The organism is Novosphingobium sp. (assembly GCF_024642085.1).
Taxonomy (GTDB): Bacteria; Pseudomonadota; Alphaproteobacteria; order Sphingomonadales; family Sphingomonadaceae; genus Novosphingobium.
This window is the reverse complement of sequence record NZ_JAHEBV010000001.1, coordinates 126,098-150,744: the sequence shown is the minus strand read 5'-3', so window position 1 is coordinate 150,744 and position 24,647 is coordinate 126,098. Positions and strand designations below refer to the sequence as shown.

The 24,647-nt window shown below is 62.6% G+C and carries 24 protein-coding genes; 12 read left to right on the top strand and 12 right to left on the bottom strand.

Translation table 11 applies throughout. From position 1 onward, the window contains the following. The first annotated feature begins 18 nt into the window (after nt 1–18). From ispH to rnhA, 3 genes are read left to right on the top strand one after another with little or no spacing between them, the layout of a single operon-like run. Complete coding sequence (gene ispH, locus Q0L62_RS00750; RefSeq protein ID WP_296675015.1) at nt 19–981, top strand: 4-hydroxy-3-methylbut-2-enyl diphosphate reductase; 963 nt, start codon at nt 19–21, stop codon at nt 979–981. Beyond that, complete coding sequence (gene thrB, locus Q0L62_RS00745) at nt 981–1,958, top strand: homoserine kinase (RefSeq protein WP_296675012.1); 978 nt, start codon at nt 981–983, stop codon at nt 1,956–1,958. Before ispH ends, thrB begins: the two co-directional genes overlap by 1 nt. Next, the gene (gene rnhA, locus Q0L62_RS00740) at nt 1,955–2,392 is read left to right on the top strand and encodes a ribonuclease HI (RefSeq protein ID WP_296675009.1); all 438 of its coding nucleotides are present in this window, start codon (nt 1,955–1,957) and stop codon (nt 2,390–2,392) included. Before thrB ends, rnhA begins: the two co-directional genes overlap by 4 nt. Here rnhA and Q0L62_RS00735 read toward each other — a convergent pair whose 3' ends face one another. From Q0L62_RS00735 to Q0L62_RS00725, 3 genes are read right to left on the bottom strand one after another with little or no spacing between them, the layout of a single operon-like run. Further along, nucleotides 2,393–2,575 (bottom strand): DUF1508 domain-containing protein, encoded by a 183-nt coding sequence (locus Q0L62_RS00735; RefSeq protein WP_296675005.1) that lies wholly within the window; start codon nt 2,573–2,575, stop codon nt 2,393–2,395. A gap of 57 nt (nt 2,576–2,632) precedes the next feature. Beyond that, nucleotides 2,633–3,715, bottom strand: a complete 1,083-nt coding sequence (locus tag Q0L62_RS00730; RefSeq protein WP_296675003.1) for an FAD-binding oxidoreductase — start codon at nt 3,713–3,715, stop codon at nt 2,633–2,635. A gap of 8 nt (nt 3,716–3,723) precedes the next feature. Then, complete coding sequence (locus Q0L62_RS00725; protein ID WP_296675000.1) at nt 3,724–4,683, bottom strand: alpha/beta fold hydrolase; 960 nt, start codon at nt 4,681–4,683, stop codon at nt 3,724–3,726. Nucleotides 4,684–4,767: 84 nt separating this feature from the next. On the opposite strand from Q0L62_RS00725, the gene Q0L62_RS00720 reads away from it, so the two are divergent. From Q0L62_RS00720 to Q0L62_RS00690, 7 genes are all read left to right on the top strand, one after another. After that, nucleotides 4,768–5,268, top strand: coding sequence for a prepilin peptidase (locus Q0L62_RS00720; RefSeq protein ID WP_296674998.1), 501 nt, complete (start codon nt 4,768–4,770; stop codon nt 5,266–5,268). 69 nt (nt 5,269–5,337) lie between these two features. Beyond that, entirely contained in the window at nt 5,338–6,372 is a 1,035-nt protein-coding gene (gene cpaB / locus Q0L62_RS00715; RefSeq protein ID WP_296674996.1) for a Flp pilus assembly protein CpaB, read from the top strand. Nucleotides 6,373–6,424: 52 nt separating this feature from the next. After that, nucleotides 6,425–8,014, top strand: coding sequence for a type II and III secretion system protein family protein (locus tag Q0L62_RS00710; protein ID WP_296674993.1), 1,590 nt, complete (start codon nt 6,425–6,427; stop codon nt 8,012–8,014). A gap of 15 nt (nt 8,015–8,029) precedes the next feature. After that, nucleotides 8,030–8,683 carry a CpaD family pilus assembly protein gene (locus Q0L62_RS00705; RefSeq protein WP_296674991.1) on the top strand — a complete coding sequence of 218 codons (654 nt, stop codon included), beginning with the start codon at nt 8,030–8,032 and terminating at the stop codon, nt 8,681–8,683. Nucleotides 8,684–8,686: 3 nt separating this feature from the next. Next, nucleotides 8,687–9,970: a pilus assembly protein CpaE gene (locus tag Q0L62_RS00700; RefSeq protein WP_296674988.1), complete on the top strand. Its 1,284-nt coding sequence runs from the start codon at nt 8,687–8,689 to the stop codon at nt 9,968–9,970. Between the two features lie 72 nt (nt 9,971–10,042). After that, nucleotides 10,043–11,014 carry a type II secretion system F family protein gene (locus tag Q0L62_RS00695; protein WP_296674986.1) on the top strand — a complete coding sequence of 324 codons (972 nt, stop codon included), beginning with the start codon at nt 10,043–10,045 and terminating at the stop codon, nt 11,012–11,014. Between the two features lie 17 nt (nt 11,015–11,031). Next, complete coding sequence (locus tag Q0L62_RS00690; RefSeq protein WP_296674983.1) at nt 11,032–12,048, top strand: type II secretion system F family protein; 1,017 nt, start codon at nt 11,032–11,034, stop codon at nt 12,046–12,048. Between the two features lie 61 nt (nt 12,049–12,109). Here Q0L62_RS00690 and Q0L62_RS00685 read toward each other — a convergent pair whose 3' ends face one another. The 9 genes from Q0L62_RS00685 to clpB form a co-directional block, all read right to left on the bottom strand. Then, complete coding sequence (locus Q0L62_RS00685; RefSeq protein WP_296674981.1) at nt 12,110–13,126, bottom strand: fumarylacetoacetate hydrolase family protein; 1,017 nt, start codon at nt 13,124–13,126, stop codon at nt 12,110–12,112. Next, nucleotides 13,123–13,578 carry a MarR family winged helix-turn-helix transcriptional regulator gene (locus Q0L62_RS00680; protein WP_296674978.1) on the bottom strand — a complete coding sequence of 152 codons (456 nt, stop codon included), beginning with the start codon at nt 13,576–13,578 and terminating at the stop codon, nt 13,123–13,125. The genes Q0L62_RS00685 and Q0L62_RS00680 overlap by 4 nt, the downstream gene beginning before the upstream one ends. A gap of 76 nt (nt 13,579–13,654) precedes the next feature. Continuing rightward, nucleotides 13,655–14,290: a maleylacetoacetate isomerase gene (gene maiA / locus Q0L62_RS00675; protein ID WP_296674975.1), complete on the bottom strand. Its 636-nt coding sequence runs from the start codon at nt 14,288–14,290 to the stop codon at nt 13,655–13,657. Continuing rightward, the gene (mtnP, locus tag Q0L62_RS00670; RefSeq protein ID WP_296674972.1) at nt 14,287–15,156 is read right to left on the bottom strand and encodes an S-methyl-5'-thioadenosine phosphorylase; all 870 of its coding nucleotides are present in this window, start codon (nt 15,154–15,156) and stop codon (nt 14,287–14,289) included. Before mtnP ends, maiA begins: the two co-directional genes overlap by 4 nt. After that, a complete protein-coding gene (locus Q0L62_RS00665) occupies nt 15,156–15,791 on the bottom strand; it encodes a TetR family transcriptional regulator (RefSeq protein ID WP_296674969.1) in 636 nt (211 codons plus the stop codon). Before Q0L62_RS00665 ends, mtnP begins: the two co-directional genes overlap by 1 nt. Beyond that, entirely contained in the window at nt 15,788–16,660 is an 873-nt protein-coding gene (locus Q0L62_RS00660; RefSeq protein ID WP_296674967.1) for a crotonase/enoyl-CoA hydratase family protein, read from the bottom strand. The genes Q0L62_RS00665 and Q0L62_RS00660 overlap by 4 nt, the downstream gene beginning before the upstream one ends. Nucleotides 16,661–16,738: 78 nt before the next feature. Then, nucleotides 16,739–17,521, bottom strand: coding sequence for an SDR family NAD(P)-dependent oxidoreductase (locus tag Q0L62_RS00655; protein WP_296674964.1), 783 nt, complete (start codon nt 17,519–17,521; stop codon nt 16,739–16,741). A 52-nt stretch (nt 17,522–17,573) separates the two neighbouring features. Next, nucleotides 17,574–18,746: an acetyl-CoA C-acetyltransferase gene (locus Q0L62_RS00650; protein ID WP_296674961.1), complete on the bottom strand. Its 1,173-nt coding sequence runs from the start codon at nt 18,744–18,746 to the stop codon at nt 17,574–17,576. 87 nt (nt 18,747–18,833) lie between these two features. Beyond that, nucleotides 18,834–21,416, bottom strand: coding sequence for an ATP-dependent chaperone ClpB (gene clpB, locus Q0L62_RS00645; protein WP_296674958.1), 2,583 nt, complete (start codon nt 21,414–21,416; stop codon nt 18,834–18,836). A 147-nt stretch (nt 21,417–21,563) separates the two neighbouring features. Here clpB and Q0L62_RS00640 point away from each other — a divergent pair, with 147 nt between their 5' ends. Both Q0L62_RS00640 and Q0L62_RS00635 read left to right on the top strand, forming a co-directional pair. After that, a complete protein-coding gene (locus Q0L62_RS00640; protein WP_296674955.1) occupies nt 21,564–23,054 on the top strand; it encodes a DUF4139 domain-containing protein in 1,491 nt (496 codons plus the stop codon). Then, nucleotides 22,988–24,631: a hypothetical protein gene (locus tag Q0L62_RS00635; RefSeq protein WP_296674952.1), complete on the top strand. Its 1,644-nt coding sequence runs from the start codon at nt 22,988–22,990 to the stop codon at nt 24,629–24,631. The genes Q0L62_RS00640 and Q0L62_RS00635 overlap by 67 nt, the downstream gene beginning before the upstream one ends. Nucleotides 24,632–24,647 lie beyond the last annotated feature (16 nt).

Below are 24,647 nucleotides of genomic sequence, written 5' to 3'. Positions count from 1 at the left end.
AGCGCTAGGGGGGCGAACATGAACGCTTCCTTTCCCGCAGACGCCCTGCCCCCGATGCACCTGCTGCTGGCCGCGCCGCGCGGTTTCTGCGCCGGCGTTGACCGTGCGATCGAGATCGTCGAGCGCGCGCTGGAACGTTATGGCCAGCCGGTCTACGTGCGTCACGAAATCGTCCACAACCGCTTTGTCGTCGATGGCCTGCGGTCCAAAGGGGCGATTTTCGTCGAGGAGCTGGACGAAGTTCCCGACGGCGCCCAGGTGGTGTTCAGCGCGCATGGCGTGCCCAAGGCGGTGCCCGAAGAAGCGACGAGCCGCGGGCTCGATTGGCTTGACGCCACCTGCCCGCTGGTCAGCAAGGTTCACCGCCAGGCCGAACGCCAGATCGAGGCCGGGCGCCACATTCTGTTCATCGGCCACAAGGGCCATCCCGAAGTGATCGGCACAATGGGGCAGGTTCCCGATGGTGCGATCACATTGGTGGAAACCCTTGAGGATGTCGCCGCGCTGAACTTCGCGCCCGACTCACCGCTTGCGTTCCTGACCCAGACCACCCTGTCAGTTGACGATACAGCCGAAATCGTCGCTGCGCTGCGGATCCGCTTTCCGGGGATCGCCGGGCCCAAGGCCGAAGATATCTGCTATGCCACGTCTAACCGCCAGGCAGCGGTAAAAGCGATTGCCCCGCGTTGCCAGCTGGTGCTGGTCATCGGCGCGCCAAACAGTTCAAATTCGGTCCGGCTGCTTGAAGTGGCGCAGCGCTGCGGGGCGAAAGCGAACCTTGTCCAGCGCGCCGCTGACATCGATCCGGCTTGGTTCGAAGAAGTTGAAACGATGGGCCTGACTGCCGGAGCCTCCGCGCCCGAAGCGCTGGTAGACGAGGTCGTCGCGCTGATCGCATCGCTCCGTGCGCTGACGGTCGAAAAGGTCGTGACGACCGAGGAAAAGATGGTGTTCAAGCTGCCCCGCCAGCTGGCCGATTGATGGCGGTATATACACACCTTGGCGCTGAAGAGATGGCTGACCTGATCAGCCATTTCGAGGTGGGCACGCTGCGCAGCGCCAAGGGTATTGCCGAGGGTGTTTCCAATTCCAACTGGCTGATTGAAACCAGCGGCGCAGATGGCCGCGGGGCGCGATTTATCCTGACGATGTACGAGTTTCGCATCGATATTGCCGAATTACCCTATTTCCTTGCCTTGCTGGATCATCTGGCGGCGAAAGGTTGCCCGGTGCCTCGCACTATCCATGACCGCGACGGGAACCTGTACCGCATGGTGGGGGACAAGGCGGTTGCGCTTATCGAATACCTCCCCGGCGTATCTGTCAGCCAGCCAAGTCCGGGGCAGGCCGAGGCCGTGGGTCGTGCGCTGGCCCAACTGCACTTGGCCGCAGCGGATTTCCCGGCAAGCCGCGCCAACGGTATGGACCGCGCCGAATCGCGCCGGCTGTTCGATGCGTGCGGGGACAGCGGTCTGGCGCAGATCGACGCGCGCCTGCCCGCGCTGGTCGGCCGGGAACTTGATGCCGCAGACCGCGACTGGCCGCAAAACCTGCCGCGATCCGTCATCCACGCCGATCTTTTTCCTGACAATGTTCTGATGCTGGGCAGCGATGTCACCGGCCTGATCGACTTCTACTTCGCTTGCAACGACCTGACCGCCTATGACATGGCAGTGACCCACGCAGCATGGTGTTTTGCTGGCGACGGGACCGGTTTCGACCCCGAATTGTCGCGCGCGCTGATGGCAGGGTATGCAGCCGTCAGACCTTTTACGGACGCCGAGCGCGCTGCATTACCGGTTCTGGCCCGCGCCGCCTGCCTGCGATTTATCGCAAGCCGCGCCTATGATTGGCTGAATACCCCGCGTGGAGCACTGGTCATGCCCAAAGACCCGATGGCCTTTGTCCGACGGCTGGATTTCTATGCCGATCCGGGTAATAGCGCCGTATTCCTATGAAGACTGTCGACATTTTCACCGATGGCGCCTGCAAGGGCAATCCCGGACCCGGCGGCTGGGGCGCTTTGCTGCGCCTGGGCCAGCATGAAAAGGAACTGTCGGGATCCGAACCCGACACGACCAATAACCGGATGGAGATGACCGCTGCGATCCAGGCGCTGACAGCCTTGACCGAACCGTGTTCCGTCACTTTGCATACCGACAGCAAATACGTGGTCGATGGCATCACCAAGTGGGTCCACGGCTGGAAAAAGAAGGGCTGGATCAACGCCAGCCGGCAGCCGGTCCGCAACGCTGACTTGTGGCACGACCTGATCGAAGCTGCGCAGCGTCACCACATCGAATGGGTGTGGGTCCGCGGCCACAACGGCCATGCGGAGAACGAACGGGTTGACCGGCTGGCGAGTGATGCGGCCCTTAACCAGGCCGGCTGATCAACCGGTCGTGGTGTCGACCGTTTCGGCGCCGGGACCGTTCTTCTTGATCGATTCGATTGCGTTCCTGGCGCTGGCCTTGCTCGAATAGCCTTCCGTCCAGAACATCGTTTCAGAATTATGGCAGAAATAGGCGACAAACTCTCCGCCTTTGTTCTTACGAATTTCAAACCGGTGTGCCATGCGACTCTCCTTCAGGTTGGCGCTGAGGAGTGTACATTTGTGCACACGGTTGAATAGCTATGAAAAGCGATCCGGCGAATAAGGCGCGGGATTTAAAGGTCCAGGCCCCTGTCGGCGCAACAACCGCAGCGCCAGGTCGGCCGCGGCGGGAGCTGTCTGGATGCCAAAACCGCCTTGACCGGCGAACCAGAAGAACGCCGGGTTCGCCTGATCGAAACCATACACCGGAAGGCGGTCGGGGGCAAAGCTGCGCAGACCGGCCCATTTGCGTTCGACCTGCGCGATCGGCCAGTCGACAACTTGCTGGAACCGGTCAATCGCCGTGGCCACGTCCAGCTCCTCCGCCGCGGCATCGCAGGGAAGTGTCGGGGTTTCGTCATGTGGGCTGAGCCACAATTTGCCGCCTTCGGGCTTGAAGTAGAACTGCCCGTCAATTCCCATCGTCAATGGCAAGTCAGCCGGAACCGGCGCGGCCATGCGTAACTGCGCCACGGTGCGCCGCATTGGCTGGATGCCGATTGGCGCCGCGCCGGCCATTATTGCCACCTCGTCAGCCCAGGCACCGGCTGCGTTGATCAGCACGCGGGCGGCAAAGCTGCGACCATCGGCCGCTCGCATATGCCACATGCCATCGCTATGTCTGGCCGCAGCCAACCGCGCACGAGTGGCTATGATCGCCCCGCCTCGCCGTACTGCGCCCAGCCAGTGCTGGTGCAATCCTGCAACGTCGATGTCGGTGCTATCGGGTTCGTGGGCGCCGTGACGCCATTGCGGGTGAAGTCCCGGCAGCCGCACCTCGAGCGCGGAGCGGTCCAGCGCTTCGACCCGCACGCCGAGCTGCGAAAACCTTGCCACAAAGGCATCGAGAGCGTCCTTTTCCCCTGACCGCGCCAAGGTCAGTGCACCGCGCGGTTTAAGGAAACCGTGTTTTGCCAGAAACGGCCCTGATGCTGTGGTCAGCGGCTGGACCAGCGGACCGCCGTAGCTTTCGGTCCAGAACGCCGCCGAACGCCCGGTCGAATGGTAACCTGGCTGCTCCTCCGCTTCCATCAGCAGGACAGAACCGTCCGATACCAGCCCAGCTGCTAGCGAAGCCCCGGCGATACCCGCGCCGATCACCGCGAAGTCGAACGTTTCCACTGCCCGCTTCAGCCCGCCGCAATCCGGCCCAGAAAATCATCGCAGGCGTCCAGCGCGCGGTCGCGCACGCTGTCTTCCTCGCGCAGGATTTCGTGGCAGGCTTCCTCGCCAAAGCGGATAAGTTCGCAGTCCCGCAGCCGGGCGACAGCGCGCACAATCGCCTTGTAACTGACCAGCTCGTCCTTCGCGGCGGCCAGGATCAACACCGGCATCGTGACCGCTTCCAGCGCGCGCGGCCGTTCAAGCTGCCGCATCGAGGCGTAGGCCCGCTCAACCCAGCCCCACGATCCCGGCCCCATGGCAAGTTCGGGCCGCGCCTTGCGCCACCACAGTTCATCGGCATAGCGTTCACCATCGTGGGTAAGGAGGTGAATGCGGTCCGCCGGAACCTCTCCGGGCTTTTCGCTCCACTTCCATGCCGGACGGCGGCGGTCGCCCAGCCGGGTCATCAACTTGGCCGCCAGATGCATGACCGGCGTGGGTGCATAGCTGTCGCGAAAGCCCAGCATCGGCGCTGACAGCAGCAAGCCATCAGGGGTCACCCGTCCATCGGCCACGGCCCGCAGCACCAGGTGGCCGCCCATCGAGTGGCCCGCCAGAACGTGCGGACCGGGGGTTTGCGCACACCACTGCGGCCAGAACGCGGCAAGATCACCAACCCACGTTGCAAAATCATCGACATGGCCTGTCACGGGATCGGTGCCCAGCCGGCCCGACCCCGCCTGCCAGCGCCAGTCCATTGCCGTGACCCGCCAGCCCAGCCGGTGCCAGTGGTCCAGCGTTTCAAGGTATTTCTCGTAAGCATCGCCGCGGCCCGGGAAGAACAGCAGCGATCCTTGCGCCGGAACCGCCGGATCTGACCAGTCGATACGCCGGATGGCCAGGCCATCGGCCGCAAGCCATTTGGATTCGGCAGCATCAACAGGAATGGCGCGGCGATCAATCGACCGGAAATCTGGTTCGTGCATTTGCCTAATTCCGGCCTCTTGGGACTGGTTACTATTTAGTAAGCCCTGCCCTTTACACGTCGCCCCAAGGGATCAGGGGGCACCATGCCGGACTTCGATTTTCGTTACCTATTGCAGGGGGCCTTGGCAATCGCGCTGGTTATTGCCGCGTTTACCGATCTTCGCCGCCGGCAGATCGACAACACCCTCAACGCCGCCATTGCGCTGGTCGCTCCGCTGTACTGGTGGGCCGCCGGCTATTCGCTGTGGCCTGACGTCGTTTACCAAATCGGCTTGGCCGTGGCAGTTTTCGCGGTTTTTGCCGCGCTGTTCGCGATGCGCTGGATGGGCGGGGGTGACGTCAAACTGTTGACCGCACTGGCGCTGTGGATCGCGCCGTACTCGTTCGCCCAGTTGCTGATCGTGATGGCACTGGTCGGCCTGCTGCTGACCATCGTGTTTGGCGCCTGGCACATCGCCCGCCGGCAGCGCGACCGCGTGGCCATTCCTTACGGTGTGGCAATCGCCGTCGCCGGGCTGTGGGTGCTGGTTAGCCAATATTCCAACGTAATCGCCGTATCGCAGTTGCCAACCGGCCTGCAGTGAACCTGATTTTAACCAATTTACCCGAAACGGGTTCAACGTTTCGGGGTTTTCAAGGGGGCTTGCCAAGCCATGGATAAAAAGAAGCTGATGTTGCTGATGGGAGCAATGGTCGTGGCTATCGGCACGGCTCTGGCTGCCCGCACTCTGTTTGTCGGAGCCGCAGCTCCCAAGGCCGAGGCCGCACAGGTCGCGCCCAAGGGTCCCAAGGTCCTGGTTGCCCAGCGCGCCTTGCCCGTCGGCACGATCATCACCGCTGATTCGGTTTCGTATCAGCAGTGGCCCAAGGAAATGATCCAGGACGCCTACTTCATTGACGGCGAATCGGACATGAACAAGCTGCTTGGCACTGTGGTCCGCTATCCGGTCACTGCCGGCCAGCCGGTCACCCAGGGCGCCCTGGTCAAACCCGGCGATCGCGGCTTCCTGGCAGCGGCGCTTGGCCCCGGCATGCGCGCCGTGACCATTCCGGTATCCAAGCAGACCGGCGTTGCCGGCTTTATCTTCCCGGGCGACCATGTCGATCTGGTGCTGACGCAGCAGGTCAAACCCACGGACAGCGGCGATACGCTGAAGACGGCGGAAACCATCGTGCGTAACCTTCGCGTCCTGGCCACCGACCAATCGACCGAAACCGAAACCGAAAACGGCAAGACCGTGGTCAAGACTGCCAGCAACGTTACGCTGGAAGTCACGCCCAAGCTTGCTGAAAAGATCGCGGTTGCGGACAACATCGGCAAGCTCAGCCTGTCGCTGCGCAGCCTGGCTGACAGCCAGGCCGATCTTGATCGGGCAATCGCCGGCGGCAATGTCAAGGTACCCGCCGGGATGAGCAAGGAAGACGAGGACAAGTTCCTGTCGCAGGCGCTCAACCGTCCGGTCGATGCCGGTGCGACCTTTGTGACCGGCGGCGATGTGTCGCGCTTCCAGCGCCGCTCAATGCCCAGCCAGGCCCAGGCGCAGCGCGCCACGGCCAGCTTCCAGCCTTATTCGGGCCCGTCTTTCGGCGGCGCCTCGTCGGGCCGTCCTGCGGTGATCCGTTCGGGCCCGGTGGTCCGCGTCACCCGCGGCAAGGTTACCACTGAAGAATCCGTGGGGAGCCGCTGAGATGTCGATGCTTTCCAAACCAGCCAACCGCTCCGCCACGAAAGGCCGACCGATGAACCGCCTAGTCACCAAGTTACTGACTGCCGCGTGCCTTGCCGCGCCGCTGGCCCTGCTGCCTGCGGTCGCCGCCCAGGCACAGTCGGTCTCACGCCCGGCCAATGAAATTGTCCTGTCGATCGGTCGCGGCCAGCTGGTCACCGTCGCCGGCGCGATGAGCGATGTTTTCGTCGCCAACGAACAGATCGCCGACGTGCAGGTCAAATCGCCGCGTCAGCTTTATGTGTTCGGCAAGGCCGGCGGTGAAACCACGGTTTATGCCAGCAATGCGGCAGGCGATGTGATCTGGTCAGCCAACGTCCGCGTCGGCTCGAACATCGACAGCGTCGACCAGATGCTGCGACTGGCCATGCCGGACGCCAAGGTTGCCGTATCGACCATGGGCACCAACACCTTCCTGCTGACCGGTACGGTCGGCGCGCCCGAAGATGCAGCCGAGGCCCAGCGCCTGGTCGCAGCCTTCGTTGGCAAGGAAGCCAACGTGATTACCCGCCTGAAAATGGCCACCCCGCTGCAGGTCAACCTGCAGGTCCGCTTTGCCGAAGTCAGCCGCACGCTGGTTCGCCAGCTGGGTGTCAATCTGCAGTCGATCGACGGTACGGGTGGCTTCAAGTTCGGCGTGACCCAGGGTCGCGGCGCAGGCAGCACCTTCTCCACAAACCCGAGTGCGCCCCTTGGTGTCGGCACCAGTGCGGTGCAAGGATATGTAGTGGATCCCAACACCGGTCAGCTGGTGCTCCAGCCAGGCACCAACGTGACCAGCTTGAGTGGAGTCAGCACGATTGCCGGAATGGGCAAGCTGCTTGGTCTGAACATCCTGGGCGCCCTTGATATCGGGGAAAACCTGGGCCTTGTAACGTCACTGTCTTCGCCCAACCTGACCGCGCTTTCGGGCGAAACGGCCGAGTTTCTGGCCGGCGGTGAATACCCGATCCCGATCAGCCAGGGCCTGGGCACGACATCAGTCGAATACAAGAAGTTCGGTGTCAGCCTGGCCTATACCCCGACGGTTCTGGCCAATGGCCGCATCTCGATGCGGGTCCGCCCGGAAGTGTCTGAACTGTCGAGCCAGGGAGCGATCACGCTCAACGGTTTCCAGGTTCCTGCACTGACCGTGCGCCGCGCCGAAACCACGATCGAACTGGGTTCGGGGCAAAGCTTCATGATTGCCGGCCTGATGAGCAATTCTGCTCAGCAGACGCTGAAGAAGATGCCCGGCGCCGGCGATATCCCGATCCTGGGGTCGCTGTTCCGCTCAACCAACTTCCAGCGCGGCGAAACCGAACTGGTGATCGTGGTCACGCCCTATCTGGTGAACCCGGTCAACGCGAACGACATCAAGCTGCCGACAGATGGCTATCAAAACGCCAACACGCTGCAGCAGTTGCTGGGCCACATGGACAGCGACGGCAAGTCGGGTGCTGACCGGCCCCACGCGTCGACCGCACCCTCGGCCGTAACAGGCCCCAAGGTCGGCATGCTCGACGCAGCCCCGGCTCAGGCCAAGGAAGACAAGAAAAGCAAGCGCAAGGCGCGGACCGCGGATGCATCGAAGGATGCAGCTCCCGGCTTCAGCCTGAACTGAGAGAGGTGAAGTCCCATGCGTAATCCTATCAATCGCACGGCCCTCAGCGGGGTCATCGCTCTCTCGCTCGGCTTGGCCCTTAGTGGTTGTGGCGGTGTCGTAGGCGGCAATCGCAGTCTTGAATCGGTCCACCAGGCGGTGGTCGAACGCACCAACTACACGCTTGACGTCAACGCCGGTCCTGGGGGGCTTTCGCTTCCCGAACAACGCCGGCTGGCGGGCTGGTTCGAAGCAATGGACCTGCGCTATGGCGACCGGATCAGCCTCGACGATCCGCTAGCCAGCGGCGCAACCCGCGCTGCAGTAGAGGCTGTTGCCAGCCGCTTCGGCATGCTGGTCGGCGGTGATGCTCCGGTTACGCCAGGGTATGTCAACGCCGGCACGGTCCGCGTCGTGGTGACGCGGTCAAGCGCATCGGTTCCGGGCTGCCCGGACTGGTCGCGCAAGACCGACATCTCGCTGAACAATGCCACCAGCACCAACTACGGCTGCGCCAGCAATTCAAACCTGGCCGCAATGGTCGCCGATCCTGAACACCTGATCAAGGGTGCCGCCGGATCGGGCCAGACGGTCGTGATGAGTTCGACCAAGGCGATCGACAGCTACCGCGAAGCCAAGCCCACGGGCGAAGGCGGTCTGAAGCAAGAATCCACGAAGGACGGGAAGTAAGCCATGAACGCTCCCTGGAAGCCCGGCACACCCGGTAACCGCGACGCCTTTGCCTCATTCATCTGCGATGAGGCCGCACTTGATGTGCTGCGCCCGGTCGTGATCGAGATGGGCTGGCAGCCTGAAAAGTGCAACAAGGGCGGCCTGCGCAATGCAGTGCAGTCCCTGTCAATCACTGCCAGTCCGAACATCCTGATGGTCGACCTTTCGGAAAGCGGCGATCCGCTGTCCGATATCAACGCCCTGGCCGAGGTTTGCGAACCCGGTACGGTCGTGATCGCTGTCGGTCAGGTCAATGACGTGCGCCTGTACCGCGACTTGGTCGCCAGCGGGATTCACGATTACCTGCTCAAGCCGCTTTCACCCGGCGCAGTGCGCGATGCGCTGATCAACGCCCAGGCGGTGTTTGCCGCGCCCAAGCAGCACGATCCGGCTGTGGCCAAGCGCCACATCTCGACCGCGGTGATCGGGACGCGCGGCGGCGTGGGAGCATCGACGCTGGCCACATCGCTTGCCTGGTTGTTCAGCGCGGACGAAAAGATGCCGACTGCGCTGCTAGATCTTGACGTGCACTTCGGCACCGGCGCCCTGGCGCTGGATCTCGAACCGGGCCGCGGCCTGACCGATGCGATCGAAAACCCGGGCCGAATCGACGGACTGTTCATCGAACGTGCGATGATCCGGGCCAACGATCATCTGGCGATCCTGTCGGCCGAAGCGCCGATGAACTCGCCCCTGATGACCGATGGTGCCGCGTTCGTGCAGCTGGAAGAAGAGTTCCGCCAGGCGTTCGAAATGACGGTGATCGATCTGCCGCGTAACATGCTTATCAATTTCCCGCACTTGCTGGCAGACGTGAACGTGGTCCTGCTGACCACCGAAATGACTCTGGCCGGCGCGCGCGATGCGATCCGCATTCTGTCGTGGCTCAAGACCAATGCCGCCCATGTCCAGCCGATCGTGATTGCCAACCGTGTCCAGTCGGGCGTGGCCGAAATCACCAAGGCCGATTTCGAAGCCTCGGTCGAACGCAAGATCGGTTTCACGATCCCGTTCGATGCCAAGGCAGCCGTCAATGCGGCGAAGCTGGGCCAGACCTTTGCCGATGCCAACCGCAGCAGCAAAGCCGGCGGCGTCATCCGTGACATCGCGAAATCGATCATGGGTGTTGGCGAAGGCGACTACGTTGATGACAGCGTCAAAGCCAAGTCTTCGCTGCTCGGCAAGCTCGACCTCAAGGCACTGCTGCCGAAGAAAGACAAGTCCACCGCCAAGGCCAGCGCCTGAGCGGAACCGGCCCACTCGCCCCCCGCTGATGCGGGCGGCGGGCGGCCCTGACAAGGAAGGCGTGATACGCAGATGGGCATTATCCAGCTCCTGCTAGTGGCCGTAGGCCTGATGGCGTTCATGGTACTTGGCTACATGGCCTTTTCCGGGCCGTCGGTAGCCAAGGAAAGCGCGCGCCGCCTCCAGGCGGTCCGCTATCGCCATTCCGAAAGCACCATCGACCGCGTCGAGGCGCAGCTGAAAAAGGCCGTTGCCCAGCGCAAGCCCAGGATGCACCAGATCGCCGGTTCGGAATCGCGCATCGCGGCTTTGTCGCTGCGGTTGCACCAGACCGGCAAGGGCTGGACGCTCAGCAACTACCTCTATGCCTCGGGCGGGATCGCGCTCGCCATCTGTGTGCTGATGTACCTCAAGACGGGCGCAGCCATGCTGTCGCTTGGCTTTGGACTGGTTGTCGGCGCAGGCATTCCGCACATGGTGGTCAACAGCGCGATCAAGAAGCGTTACGTCAATTTTACGACGAAGTTTCCCGACGCAATCGAATTGCTGGTTCGCGGCCTGCGCTCGGGCCTGCCGGTTACCGAAACACTGGGCGTCATCGCGTCCGAAGTACCGGGTCCGGTGGGTGAAGAGTTCAAATCGATCAGCGAACGGATCAAGATCGGCAAGACCATGGAGGACGCCCTTCAGGACACCGCCGACCGGCTTAACATGCCTGAGTTCAGCTTTTTCTGCATCACACTGGCAATCCAGCGCGAAACCGGGGGCAACCTGGCGGAAACGCTGTCAAACCTGTCCGATGTGCTGCGAAAGCGCGGTCAGATGAAGCTCAAGATCAAGGCCATGAGTTCTGAATCCAAGGCCTCGGCCTATATCGTCGGCTCGCTGCCGTTCATCGTCTTTGGCCTGATCTGGTTCGTCAACCCGAGCTACATCGGCGGATTTTTCAGCGATGAACGCCTGATCGCGGTGGGCCTGGGCGGCCTTACCTGGATGAGCCTTGGCGTATTTATCATGAGCAAGATGGTCAGCTTCGAGATCTGAGCGGGAGGAATTAGGATATGTTGAATACACCTCCCGGCCCGACGCTGCTTGGCGTCGATGTCATCTGGGCCGGCACCATGCTTGCCGCCCTGACCGCCATGGCCGTAATGTTCGCCATCTACACCGCGGTGACCATTCGCGATCCGATGGCCAAGCGGGTCAAGGCGCTGAATGAGCGCCGTGATCAGCTGAAATCGGGCATCGTCACCCAGTCGGCCAAAAAGCGGGCCAAGATCGTTCGCACGAACGAAACGACCGACAAGATGCGCGACACGCTGTCGTCGCTCAAGGTTCTGCAGGCCAGCCAGGTCGCTGCGGTCACGCAGAAGCTGGCCCAGGCTGGTATCCGCAAGAAAGAGCTTGCCGTCGCTGTCATCTTTGCACGCATGGTCCTGCCGATCGTTTTTGGCGGCATCGCAGCGTCGCTGATTTATGGAATGGACGTGTTTCCGGCGTGGGGACCCACCAAGAAGTTCGCGCTGTTCGCGGCCATGACGATCCTGGGCTACAAGGCACCGGACCTTTATATCAACAACATCAAGAACAAGCGCACCAACGAAGTTCGCAAGGGCCTGCCCGACGCGCTCGACCTGCTGGTGATCTGCGCCGAAGCCGGCCTGACTGTCGACGCCGCGTTCAACCGTGTCGCCAAGGAGCTGGGCCGCGCTTATCCCGAACTGGGAGACGAGTTCGCGCTGACCGCGATCGAACTGTCATTCCTGACCGAGCGGCGCAACGCCTTTGAAAACCTGGCTTACCGCGTCGACCTGGACGCGGTGAAAGGCGTGGTCACCACCATGATCCAGACAGAACGCTATGGTACGCCGCTGGCCTCTGCCCTGCGCGTGCTGTCGGCCGAGTTCCGCAACGAACGCATGATGCGGGCTGAAGAAAAGGCCGCCCGTCTGCCCGCGATCATGACCGTACCGCTGATTCTGTTCATCCTGCCGGTGCTGTTCATTGTGATCCTTGGCCCGGCGGCCTGTTCGATCACCGATGCCTTTGCCGGCGGAACACCGGGGACCAAGAGCTAGCGAACAGACGCCACCTCAACCTTTACCAGCAACAGGCCCTCGCACTCACGGTGCGAGGGCCTTATTGTTTCAGCGGTACGACCTGCTGCTCGATCGCGCCGAACAGCGAATGGCCAGTGCGGTCCTTCATTTCGATGCGCACGGTATCGCCGTAATGCAGGAACGGCGTCGTTGCGGCTCCGCTGGCGATGGTTTCGACCATGCGCAGTTCGGCGATGCAGCTGTAGCCGCGCCCGCCGGCGCCGACCGGGCGTCCGGGCGAGCCATCAGGATCGCGATTGGATACCGTTCCCGACCCGATGATAGTGCCTGCGCCAAGGTTTCGGGTCCGGGCCAGATGGGCAATCAGCGTGCCGAAATCGAAAGTGCATTCCTCGCCCGCTTCGGCGCGGCCGAACGGCTGACCGTTGAGGTCGACCATCAGCGGCAGGTTGAGCTTGCCGCCCGACCAGGCATCGCCCAGGCTGTCAGGTGTCGCAAAAACCGGCGAGAAATGCGTTGCGGGCTTGGACTGGACAAAGCCGAAGCCTTTGGCAAGTTCGCCGGGAATCAGGTTGCGCAGCGATACGTCGTTGACCAGTCCGACCAGACGGACATGACCCAGCGCGGCGGCGGCAGCGGTGCCCTGCGGCACATCGCCGGTGACCACGCAGATCTCGGCCTCCATGTCGCAGCCCCAGGTTTCGTCTGCCAAGGTGATCGGGGCGCGACCGCCGCGCAGATCATCACTTCCGCCCTGGTACATCAGCGGATCGTGCCAGAAGCTGTCGGGCAGTTCGGCACCGCGCGCTTTGCGGACCAGTTCAACGTGATTGACGTAAGCCGATCCATCGGCCCACTGGAACGCGCGCGGCAGCGGGGCCAGCGCTTCACGCTCATGAAAACGTTCCAGCGGAATGGATTCGTGCGCAACCTCCATCGCCAGAGCGCGCAGCGCCGGTTCGTGCCGATCCCAGTCGTCCAGCGCCGCCTGAAGCGTCGGCACGATGTGGCTTGCCTGCGCGCACCAGTGGAGGTCCTCGCTGACCACTGCCAATTGACCATCGCGCCCGCTGCCGGGAAGTGTTGCAAGCTTCATTCAGGGCTCTCCATCTGATCTGCCGCCACGTTGATGCGGGCTAGCAGAGACTTGAACTGGTCACGTTCGGCTGCACCGAGCGTGGAAAACAGGCGGCGTTCCATATCAAGTGCAATCGGCATGATTTCGCCGTGCATCGCCTTGCCAGCCGCGGTAAGTTCGAGGTGGTGTGATCGCCCATCCCGGTCATTCGGGCTGCGTCTGATCAGGCCTCGTTCTTCAAGGACCTTGCACGCACGGTTGACCGCCACCTTGTCCATCCGCGTTGCGCCGACCAGCAGCCGCTGGGTCATCGCGCCGCCATCGCCAAGCACTGCCATAACCCGCCATTCAGGGATCTTCAGACCAAAACGCGCGCGGTATTCATCGGCAATCCGGTCGCTCACCACATTGGACGTAACCGACAACAGATAGGGCAAGAAATCGGCAAGGCGGGCGTTTCGGACGGTCATCGGCAAGGCGGTTCCAACTGTAACCAATTTGCTAGGACCAAGCGGCACGCCGCGCAATGGGCGCTTGTGCCTTTTTTCAAGCCGGGGCCACCGCTTCCGGCGCGGCCCGGGCAAACGGATCCAGCGCACGAAGCTGCTCATCAATCGCGACCAGTCGCGGGAACGCTTCCAGGGGCACTGCAAAACGCCGGGCATTGGCCATCTGCGGAACCAGGCACACATCGGCCAGGTTGGCCTGATCACCGCCCAGCAAGCCCCGCTGCGGTGCCTGATCTTCCAGCGCGCGGAACCCATCCAGGATCCAGTGATGGTACCAACGGTTGATGGCGGCTTCATCAGCGCCAAGCTCGCGGCGCAGGTAGTTGAGCACGCGCAGGTTGTTGATTGGATGAATATCCGCCGCGATTACCAATGCCTGGGCCAGGATGCGTGATCGCGCTGCGGGATCAGGCGAAACCATCGGCGGGCTATCAACCCTGGCATCAAGGTAATCAATGATCGCCAGGCTTTGTGTCAGCAAATGGCCGTCGATCTGTAGCGCCGGCACCAGCCCTTGGGGGTTCATCGCGACAAAGGCAGGGTTGGTCTGCTCTGCCTTGCCCAGATCAACCGGCACTGCGCGGTATGCTATTCCCTTCAGATTGAGGACAATCCGCACCCGGTATGCGGCGGATGAACGCCAGTAATCATACAGGACGACTTCATCCGTCATTGCAGCACCCTTCCGGCGACGGCCTGCAATTTGGCAGCCAGCGTGCGGTCGCGCTGATCAGGCGCGGTCATGATTGCATGGTCAAGTGCACGGTCGATCGGGCTGGCGGCGCGCTTTGCCGGAAGCGCTGCCACCAGGCTGCCGACAATCGCGCGGGCCGTTTCGACATTGGCCTTCATCACTGCCAACACGGCCCCAGCATCGACCCCTGCATCGGCTTCGCGCCAGGAATCAAAATCGGTGACCATGCCGAGCAGGGCGTAGGGTAGTTCAGCCTCACGGGCGAGCCGCGCTTCGGGCATTGCGGTCATGCCGATCACGTCGGCACCCCAGCTTTGGTAAAGGCGGCTTTCTGCCCGGGTTGAAAACTGCGGCCCTTCCATCGCCAGATAGGTGCCCCCTGGATGGACCTGTGCGCCTTGCGCATCAGCCGCCTTGGCCAGCAGGGCCTGCAAGCGCGGGCAGACCGGATCGGCCAGCGAAACATGCGCCACCAGACCCGTGCCGAAAAAACTGCCTGCGCGACCAATCGTGCGGTCGATCAGCTGGTCGATCGCCACAAAATGCCCGGGCTCCATCGCTTCGTTGAGTGATCCGATTGCCGACAGCGCGATAACGTCGGTTACGCCGCAGCGTTTCAGCACGTCGATATTGGCGCGGTAGTTTATCTCACCAGGCGGCAGGCGGTGCCCGGCACCGTGGCGGGCCAGAAACGTTACCCGGACCGCGCCGATCGTGCCTGTTGTCACCGGACCGGAGGCCGCGCCAAATGGGCTGGCAACCTCGATCTCCTGCGCGCCGTCCATCGCCACAGCAGCGGCCAGGCCGGAACCGCCGATTACCCCGATATGCCAGCCAGCCGGCATCAGCGGGCGAGGATGCCGGCCATTATGGTCTCGATGCAATGGTCGCGGTAACGGTCACGCAGCTCTTCGGTCAGCGCTTCGGTATCGTAGCAATGCTTGAGCACCAGCCGCGATGAAAAGAACCGGTCACAGGCCCCGGTGGTGGTGAAATAGAACATCTGCGGGTCGATGGATCGGAACACGCCTTCGCGCATCCCGTCCTCGATCAGCTTGTCATATGCCCGGCTGAGCGGGGTCAGATAGCTGTCGGCGATGCGATGCGCCTCGTCCGGGTCGCTCTCGCGCACCAGCCGCATCAGCAGCCGGTTGAGATAAGGGGTCTTGTAATAGGTATCGACCACTGCGCCGATGTGGCGGCGCAGCCGCACTTCGGGCGCCATGTCCTTGGCCAGCAGGGCATCGACCGAATGGACGATCCCCGCCATGTCACGGTCGAGCAGCGCTTTCAGCAAACCGGCCTTGTTGCCAAAATAGTATTTGACCAGCGCCGAATTGAGGCCCGAACGCAGCGACAGTTCCGACAGCGAAATATCGACGATGTCGCCTTCGCGCATGATCGCAGACGCGGTATCCAGCAACTGGTCTCGCGCGCCGGGCGGCGCATCGGGTGCGATCTGCTGGCTCGCTGTCGTCATGCGTAGGGCGGCTCCTCTCCCCACCAGGGGTAGAAGTCCGGCATATCGGCAGAAACCCGGCCCGGAAAGGCCGGAGCCCGCTTTTCAAGGAAGCTTTGCACACCTTCCTTTGCATCCACGCCCTTGGACAAGCGGTAGATCGCCCGGCTGTCGACTTTGTGCGCTTCCATCGGATGGTCGCCCGACGGATTGCGCCACAGCATCGCGCGTGTCATCGCGACTGACACGGCCGAGGTGTTGTCGGCAATCTCGCGCGCCAGTCCGCGCGCCGCGTCCATCAATTCGCCCGGCGCATGGACCGATCGCACCAGCCCGCCGCGCAAGGCCTCCTGCGCATCGAATATCCGCCCAGTCATACACCATTCCATCGCCTGGGAAACGCCGACCAACTTAGGCAGGAACCAGCTTGAGCAGGCTTCGGGAACAATCCCGCGACGAGCGAAGACAAAGCCGTAGCGCGCCGTTTCACTGGCCAGGCGGATGTCCATGGGCAGTTGCATGGTAATGCCCACGCCCACCGCGGCACCGTTGCAGGCGGAGATCAGCGGCTTCATCGACTGGAACAGCCGCAGGGTCAGCAATCCGCCGCCATCGCGCACGCGCGGATCGGAAAGGTCCGTGACCGGTTCGGAATTGGAAAACACCGCGCGGCCATCGTCGGGCGTCAGATCGGCCCCGGCACAGAACGCGCGCTCACCGGCTCCGGTAAAGATCACCGCCCGCACCGCGTCATCGGCGTCGGTGCGGTCAATCGCATCGATGATTTCGTTCATCATCGTGCCGGTGAAGGCGTTCATCTTTTCGGGACGGTTAAGCGTCAGCGTGGCAATGCCTTCGCTGATATCGAGCGCGATCTGCGAATAACCCATCTTCAAACCCCTCCGTGATCCCCCGCGCGGGCAGGGGGTCAGGCCTTTGGTCCCCGTCTGCACGGGGACCCAGCCAAATTAACGCGGCGCCATGCGGATCCCGCCGTCAAGGCGCACGTCCTCGCCGTTGAAGTACCCGTTTTCAATCATGCACATTGCCAGCTTGGCGTATTCCTCGGGCTCGCCCAGCCGCTTGGGGAACGGTACCGAAGCGCCCAGCGCATCTTTGACGTTCTGCGGCGCAGCGGCGAGCAGCGGGGTGTTGAAAATGCCCGGCAGGATCGTGTTGACGCGGATGTTCTCACCCGACAGGTCGCGCGCGATCGGCAGGGTCATGCCGACCACGCCGCCCTTCGACGCGGAATAGGCCGCCTGGCCGATCTGGCCGTCCTCAGCCGCAACCGAAGCGGTATTGACGATCGCGCCGCGATCACCGTCGTCCTGCGGATCAAGGGTCAACATGCCCGCCGCCGATTTGGCGATACAGCGGAATGTGCCGACCAGGTTGATCTGGACGATCCAGTTGAACGCATCCAGGGGAAAATGCTTGATGCTGCCGTCCTGCTTTGACCGACTGGCGGTCTTGATTGCATTGCCGGTACCGGCGCAGTTGACGAGGATGCGTTCCTGCCCGTGGGCATCGCGTGCCTTGGCAAACCCGGCATCGACGCTGGCATCATCGGTCACGTTGACTTCGCAGAACACGCCGCCGATTTCAGCAGCAACGGCTTTGCCTTTTTCCTCCTGCAGATCGAAAATGGCGACTTTGACGCCCTTGGCAGCCAGCGCCCGGGCGGTCGCGGCACCCAGCCCCGAAGCGCCGCCGGTAACGACAGCTGCGACCGTGTTGTCGAGTTTCATTTCAGCAATTCTCCATGTTCTTCGTAAATCTAAGGCGTGATCGAGGTTGGCTTCAAACCATCTCGACGATCGTCACATTGGCAACCCCGCCACCTTCGCACATTGTCTGCAAACCGTATTTCTTGCCCCTGGCCTTGAGCGCATGGAGCAGGGTCGCCATCAGCTTGGTCCCCGATGCGCCCAGCGGATGGCCCAGCGCAATCGCGCCGCCATTGACGTTAAGCTTGTCGGGATCGGCGCCGGTGTGTTTGAGCCAGGCCATCGGGACCGAGGCAAAGGCCTCATTCACTTCGTAAAGGTCTATATCGCCGATCGACAGCCCGGCGCGTTGCAGCGCCTTGTCGGTCGCGAACAGCGGTTCTTCAAGCATGATCACCGGATCGCCGGCGGTTACTGCCAAAGTGTGGATGCGTGCAAGCGGGGTCAGGTTATAGCGCTTCAAGGCCTCTTCCGAAACTACCAGCGCAGCCGAGGAACCGTCACAGATCTGACTGGAACTGGCTGCTGTAATCCGCCCGCCTTCGCTGAGCAGCTTGACCGCTGCGATGCTTTCCAGCGTTGCGTCCATGCGAATGCCTTCATCGACGTTGTGCACCGCCGCGCCGTCGGGCGTCTCGATGGCGATCGGCACGATTTCACCAGCAAATGCCCCGGCTTCAGTCGCGGCCCTGGCGTTGTGATGGCTGCGCAGCGCGAAGCGGTCCATGTCGTCTTTCGAAAAGCCGTGCTTTTGCGCGATCATTTCCGCGCCGGCGAACTGCGTCCAGTTCGGCCCCGGATAATTCTCGGCCAGGCCGGGCGAGCGCGATGCGCCCAGCCCTTCCTTCATGAACAGCATGGTGGTGCTGCCCATCGGAACGCGGGTCATCGATTCGACGCCGGCCGCGATCACCACATCCTGGGTGCCGCTCATCACCGCCTGCGCAGCGAACTGGATTGCCTGCTGCGACGATCCGCACTGACGGTCAATCGTCACCGCCGGAACCGATTGCGGCAGCACCTTTGAGGCGAGCACAGCGTTGCGGCCAACCTGGTTGGCCTGCTGTCCGCCCTGGCTTACACAGCCCATCACCACGTCATCGATCCCAGCCGGGTCCATGCCAGTGCGGGTGACCAGATCATCCAGCGCAGCTGCGGCCAGATCGACCGGGTGAATGCCGGAAAGACGCCCACCGCGGCGGCCCCCGGCAGTACGAACGGCATCGACGATATAGGCGGCAGGCATGGGACGACTCCTCTCCGGAACGGGCGTTTAACCGAACGATTAAAGCGCCGCTCCGGCCAGGTCAACGCGCAATCGAGGCCGCGCGCGTCAAGCCACCGCGATGGTCAGCGCGCCGTCGCCTTCGTCGATCCGCACTGCAGCGCCATCCGGCACTTCGCCGGCCAGCAGTTTTTCCGCCAGCGGGTCTTGCAAATAGCGTTGCACCGCGCGTTTCAGGGGCCGCGCACCGTAGACCGGATCGTAGCCGACGCGGCCCAGCCAACGCTTGGCGGCATCGGTCAGATCAAGCGTAATCTTGCGGTCCTTGAGCAGTTTTGCGACCCGGCCGACCTGGATGTCGACGATCGGCGCCATGTGTTCCTGGCCCAGACGGTGGAACAGAATGATCTCGTCCAGCCGGTTGAGGAACTCGGGCCGGAAATGCCCGCGCACGATCTCCATCACCTGTGGTTCGACGCTTTCCACGCTTTGTCCGTCTTCCAGGTTGGCGAGGTACTGGCTGCCCAGGTTGCTGGTAAGGATGATCAGGGTGTTGGTGAAATCGACCACCCGGCCCTGCCCGTCCGTCAGGCGGCCATCGTCCAGCACCTGGAGCAGGACGTTGAACACATCGGCGTGGGCCTTCTCAACCTCGTCGAACAGGACAACCTGATAGGGCCGGCGCCGCACCGCTTCGGTCAGCACCCCGCCCTCGTCATAACCGACATAGCCCGGAGGCGCACCGATCAGGCGGCTGACCGAATGCTTTTCCATGAACTCGGACATGTCGATGCGGACCATCGCGGTATCATCATCGAACAGAAAGCCAGCCAGTGCCTTGGTCAGTTCGGTCTTGCCGACGCCCGTGGGACCCAGGAACAGGAAACTCCCCAGCGGCCGATTGGGATCCTGCAGGCCGGCGCGTGCGCGGCGCACCGCCTTGGACACGGCGATGACGGCATCGGCCTGGCCGATCACCCGCTTGCCGATGACCTCTTCCATCTTCAGCAGCTTTTCCCGCTCGCCCTCCATCATCTTGTCGACCGGGACACCGGTCCACTTGCTGACGACCGAGGCGATGTCTTCCGCTGTCACTTCCTCGCGCAGCAGCATGTTCGATGTATCGACGTTCTGCGCTTCGGCCAGCTGGCGTTCCAGATCGGGGATCTTGCCGTAGGAAAGCTCGCCAGCCTTGGCCAGATCGCCGGCGCGCTGGGCCTGTTCCAGCTCGATCCGCGCCGCGTCGAGAGCTTCCTTGATCTTGCCTTCTGCGGCGATCTTGTCGCGTTCGTTCTGCCAGCGGGTGGTCAGTTCGGCGGACTGCTGTTCAAGGTTGCCCAGTTCGGCCTTGAGCGTCGCGAGCCGGTCCTTGGACGCCGTGTCGCTTTCCTTGGCCAACGCCATTTCCTCGATCTTCAGCTGGATGATCCGCCGGTCGAGCCCTTCGATTTCCTCAGGCTTGCTTTCCACTTCCATGCGGATGCGGCTCGCCGCCTCGTCCATCAGGTCGATCGCCTTGTCGGGCAGGAAGCGGTCGGAAATGTAACGGTTTGACAGCGTTGCTGCGGCCACGATCGCCCCGTCGGTGATGCGCACACCGTGGTGCAGCTCGTACCGGTCCTTGAGGCCGCGCAGGATCGAGATCGTATCCTCGACAGTCGGCTCGCCCACGAACACCGGCTGGAACCGGCGTTGCAGCGCCGGGTCTTTTTCGACGTACTTCTGGTATTCATCCAGCGTGGTCGCGCCGATGCAGTGCAGTTCACCGCGGGCCAGAGCGGGCTTCAGCAGGTTGGAGGCATCCATCGCCCCCTCACCCTTGCCCGCCCCGATCAGAGTGTGCATTTCATCAATGAACAGGATGATTTCGCCCTCGGCGCCCTTGACCTCGTCCAGCACGGCTTTCAGCCGCTCCTCAAACTCGCCGCGGTATTTCGCCCCGGCGATCAGTGCCCCCATATCGAGGCTCATCAATCGGCGGTCCTTCAGGCTGTCAGGCACGTCGCCATTGGCAATGCGCAGCGCCAGGCCTTCGGCAATTGCGGTCTTGCCGACACCCGGTTCACCAATCAGCGCCGGGTTATTCTTGGTGCGGCGAGCCAGGATCTGGATAGTGCGGCGGATTTCCTCATCGCGGCCAATAACCGGATCAAGTTTGCCGCCGCGCGCCGCCTCGGTCAGATCACGGGCGTACTTTTTCATCGCGTCATAAGCATTTTCGGCGCTGGCATTGTCCGCGGTGCGCCCGCCGGTCAGTTCCTGGATTGCGGTTTCCAATGCCTGGACATTTACGTTGGCCGCTTTCAGCGCCTGCCCCGCCGGGTTGGTCGCGCCCAACGCCAGCGCCTGCAACATCCGCTGGACCGAGACAAAGCTGTCTCCCGCCTTGGCAGCCAGCTGTTCGGCCTGGTCAAGCACACGAACGGCATCGTTTTCCAGCCCCGGAGCGGCCTGCGCCCCGCTGCCCGACACCCCGGGGATCTTGGCCAGCGCCTTGTCCACCTCGGCCTGGGCAACGCCCACATTACCGCCGGCGCGCTGGATCAACCCGGCGGCCATGCCCTCGTCATCTTCGAGCAATGCCTTGAGGATGTGTTCAGGCGTGATCCGCTGATGGTTCATCCGGATCGCCACGGTCTGCGCGCTTTGCAAGAAACCTTTGGCGCGGTCAGTGAATTTTTCGAGGTTCATGGGTGTATCAGCCTCCTGTTACACCGTGAGATAGTGTGACTTTGAAGCAACACAAGGGCGCTAGGCGCAATTTGATCGCATGACTTTGATGCTGGTCAACCCGATCCTGCCGAGGCAAGCTGCGGCGACGAAGCAGAGAGGATCAATATGCGGCTGACCAAGCTTGTATTTTCCGCCGGACTGGCGGGATTTCCGATTGCCCTTCTGGCACAGTCGGCAGCACCCAGCGCCCAGGGCGACCTGTCAGTCACAATTTACAACAACGATCAAGCGCTGGTCCACGATGAACGCGAGGTCAACCTGCCCATCGGAAAATCGCGCCAGGATTTTCCCGATGTATCGGCGCGAATCCGGCCCGAAACGGTCACCCTGTCAGGCGAAGGGTTTGGCATTATCGAGCAGAACTTCGATTATGACCTCCTGACCCCGGCAGCGCTGATGCAAAAGGCGGTCGGGCAGACCATCACCTTGCTGCGCACCAATCCTGCGACTGGCGCGGAGACGCGCGAACGCGCCCAGGTGTTGGCGGCCAATGGCGGTGTGGTGCTGAAAATAGGGGAGCGAATCGAAGTGCTGCGCGACGACGGGTTGCCGGTGCGGGTGATCTTCGATTCGATCCCGCCCAATCTGCGCGCCCGGCCAACGCTTTCCGTAACGGTCGATGCCAAACGCGGCGGCACGCGGCCATTGGCGCTATCCTATCTGACGCCGGGACTGGGCTGGAAATCGGACTATGTCACATTGTTCGACGAAAAGTCGGGAAAGCTCGACATGCAAGGCTGGATCACACTGACCAACAGCACGGGAACAACGTTCCAGAACGCACGAATCCTGATGATCGCGGGCGATGTTGGGCAGACACAGCAAAACTACGGCGGCTACAATTCGCGTCCGGTCCGTCCGCGCGGCAACGTGGCCGGGACCGAAAGCGGCGGCGCGCAGCTGGGCGATCTGCACATCTATCCGATCGAAGGCCGCACCACGATTGCCAATGCCCAGACCAAGCAGGTCTCGTTCCTCAATGCCGAAGGCGTGCCGGCCCGCAAGGGATACGAGTACCGTGCCAATTGGCTGACCAACGCGGAAGAAGCGCAAAGCGCAGCCTCTGTGCTTAAGTTCAGCAGCGCCCGGGCCGCAGGGATCGGTGCGGCGCTGCCGGCCGGGACGGTCCGCGTCTACATGCGTGACACCAAGGGCCAGGCGCAATTCGTAGGTGAAAGCGCAATCCCGCACACTCCGGGTGGTTCAAGCCTGGCGATCCGGACCGGCGATGCCTTCGACGTCAAGGTGCAGCCGGTCGTAGACAAGCGCGAAGCCATAACCAGCGACGAATGGGTAAAATATTCGCGGTGGAAAGTGACCTATCCCGATGGCACCGTAAAGGAAGGGTATGCGGAATATCCCAAGTCCTACTGGCGCACGCAGGTGCGCTACGTGGTCACGAATGCGCGCGACGTGCCGGTGACGGTCGACGTCGTCCAGACCGGGCTGCACCAGTGGTGGTGGTGGTATGACCTGCGCGTGCCGGAGGAATCGATTACCGGCCAGCAGGACAGCGCCGACAGCCGTCATTGGGAAGTGCCGGTGCCAGCGAACGGCAAGACAGAGCTGACCGTCACGTACCTGACGCCCTGGTAACGCTGAACCCTGTGCGCAGCGCAATTGCCTTGATCCTTGGCCTGGCCGCAATGCCGGCTCTGGCCGATCCGCCCGTGGTAACGTCGGCTGCGCCGGGCACGGTAGCGGTGACGTTCTACCGCGATCCCAACCGCGGCGACGGCGAAATCGACCGCAACCAGCCTGGCTCTTTCGCCCTGATCGCCGAAACGCGCATTGTGGACCTGCCGCCAGGCGTGGTTACCGTGCGTTTCGAAGGGGTGGCAGGCGGGATCGTACCGCAGACCGCAATCCTGTTTGGCACCGACCCGCGCGAACGTAACCGCGATGCCGCGCTTCTGTCGCAAAAGGGCCTGGTCGATGGTTTCACCGGCCAGTCGGTGATCCTGCGCCGCACCGATCCCGCAACGGGCAAAATCACCGAAGAGCGTGCCACGGTCCGATCTGCCGCTGATCGCCTGGTTTTGACGACACCGCGCGGGGTAGAGGCGGTCTATTGCACCGGATTGAACCAGACGCTGATCTATCCCGGCGCGCCCCCCGCCCTTTCGGCCAAGCCGGTGCTGTCGATGACCACCAAGGATCAACCCGGCGGCCCCGCCACGATCACGCTGGCCTATATCGCGACCGGCTTTGATTGGGACGCCACTTATGTCGGCACTCTGGCTGATGACGGCAAATCGCTTGGCCTGATGTCCTGGCTGACGATGGCCAGCGGCGATGAAACCAGTTTTCCCGATGCCACGACCAGCGCCGTTGCCGGGCGGATCAACCGGTCCGATGACACCCGCGACGATACTGGAACAAATGCCCGCGCCGAGGCTGAAAACCTGGCTAAATGGTCCAATTGCTGGCCTTCGGTTACAACCACGACTGGTCTGCAGATCATGCCGCCGCCAGTGCCGCCGCCCATGGCATTGGGCATGATGATGGCCGACGAAGCGATGGATATCGTCGTCACCGGCGCTCGGCGCGAGGCAAAAGCGAACTTTTCGCCGCTTGCTGTCACCGCGGTATCGGAATCGCTGGGCGATCTGAAACTTTACCGCGTGCCCGTCGCGATGACCGTCGCGGCCCATTCGCAAAAGCAGGTCGCATTCCTCAACGCGGACAAGGTCGCAGGGGTTCTGCTTTACCGCTCGCGGGTTTGGGAAGAGCCAGAAGATCCGAAAATGCTGTTCCGGTTCCGCAACCGCAAGGCCGACGGCCTGGGCAATCCGCTGCCGGCAGGCAAGGTTGTGCTTTACCAGAACAGTGCCTGGGGACGGCAACTGATCGGCGAAACCACCCTGGCCGACAAGACACTGGATGAAGAGGTTGAACTTGTTTTTGGCGAACCCAGCGGAATTACGATTGTCAGCGATACCAAACCCGTCAAAGGCGCCAAGCGCAGGACGGTGACCGCCACGATCCGCAACGCCAATCCTTTTGCCGTGCGGTACGAACTTGATTTCCCGACCGGGGAAGACCGCGTTTACAACGTGCCCGGCAAATTGCAGAACAAACCGGGCAAGCGGGTGCGGCAACTGTCGATTGCCGCAAACAGCGAAACGCGCTTCACTTACGATTATGCTTACAATGACGGAACGCGCGACTAGGGCGTTGGACATTCGG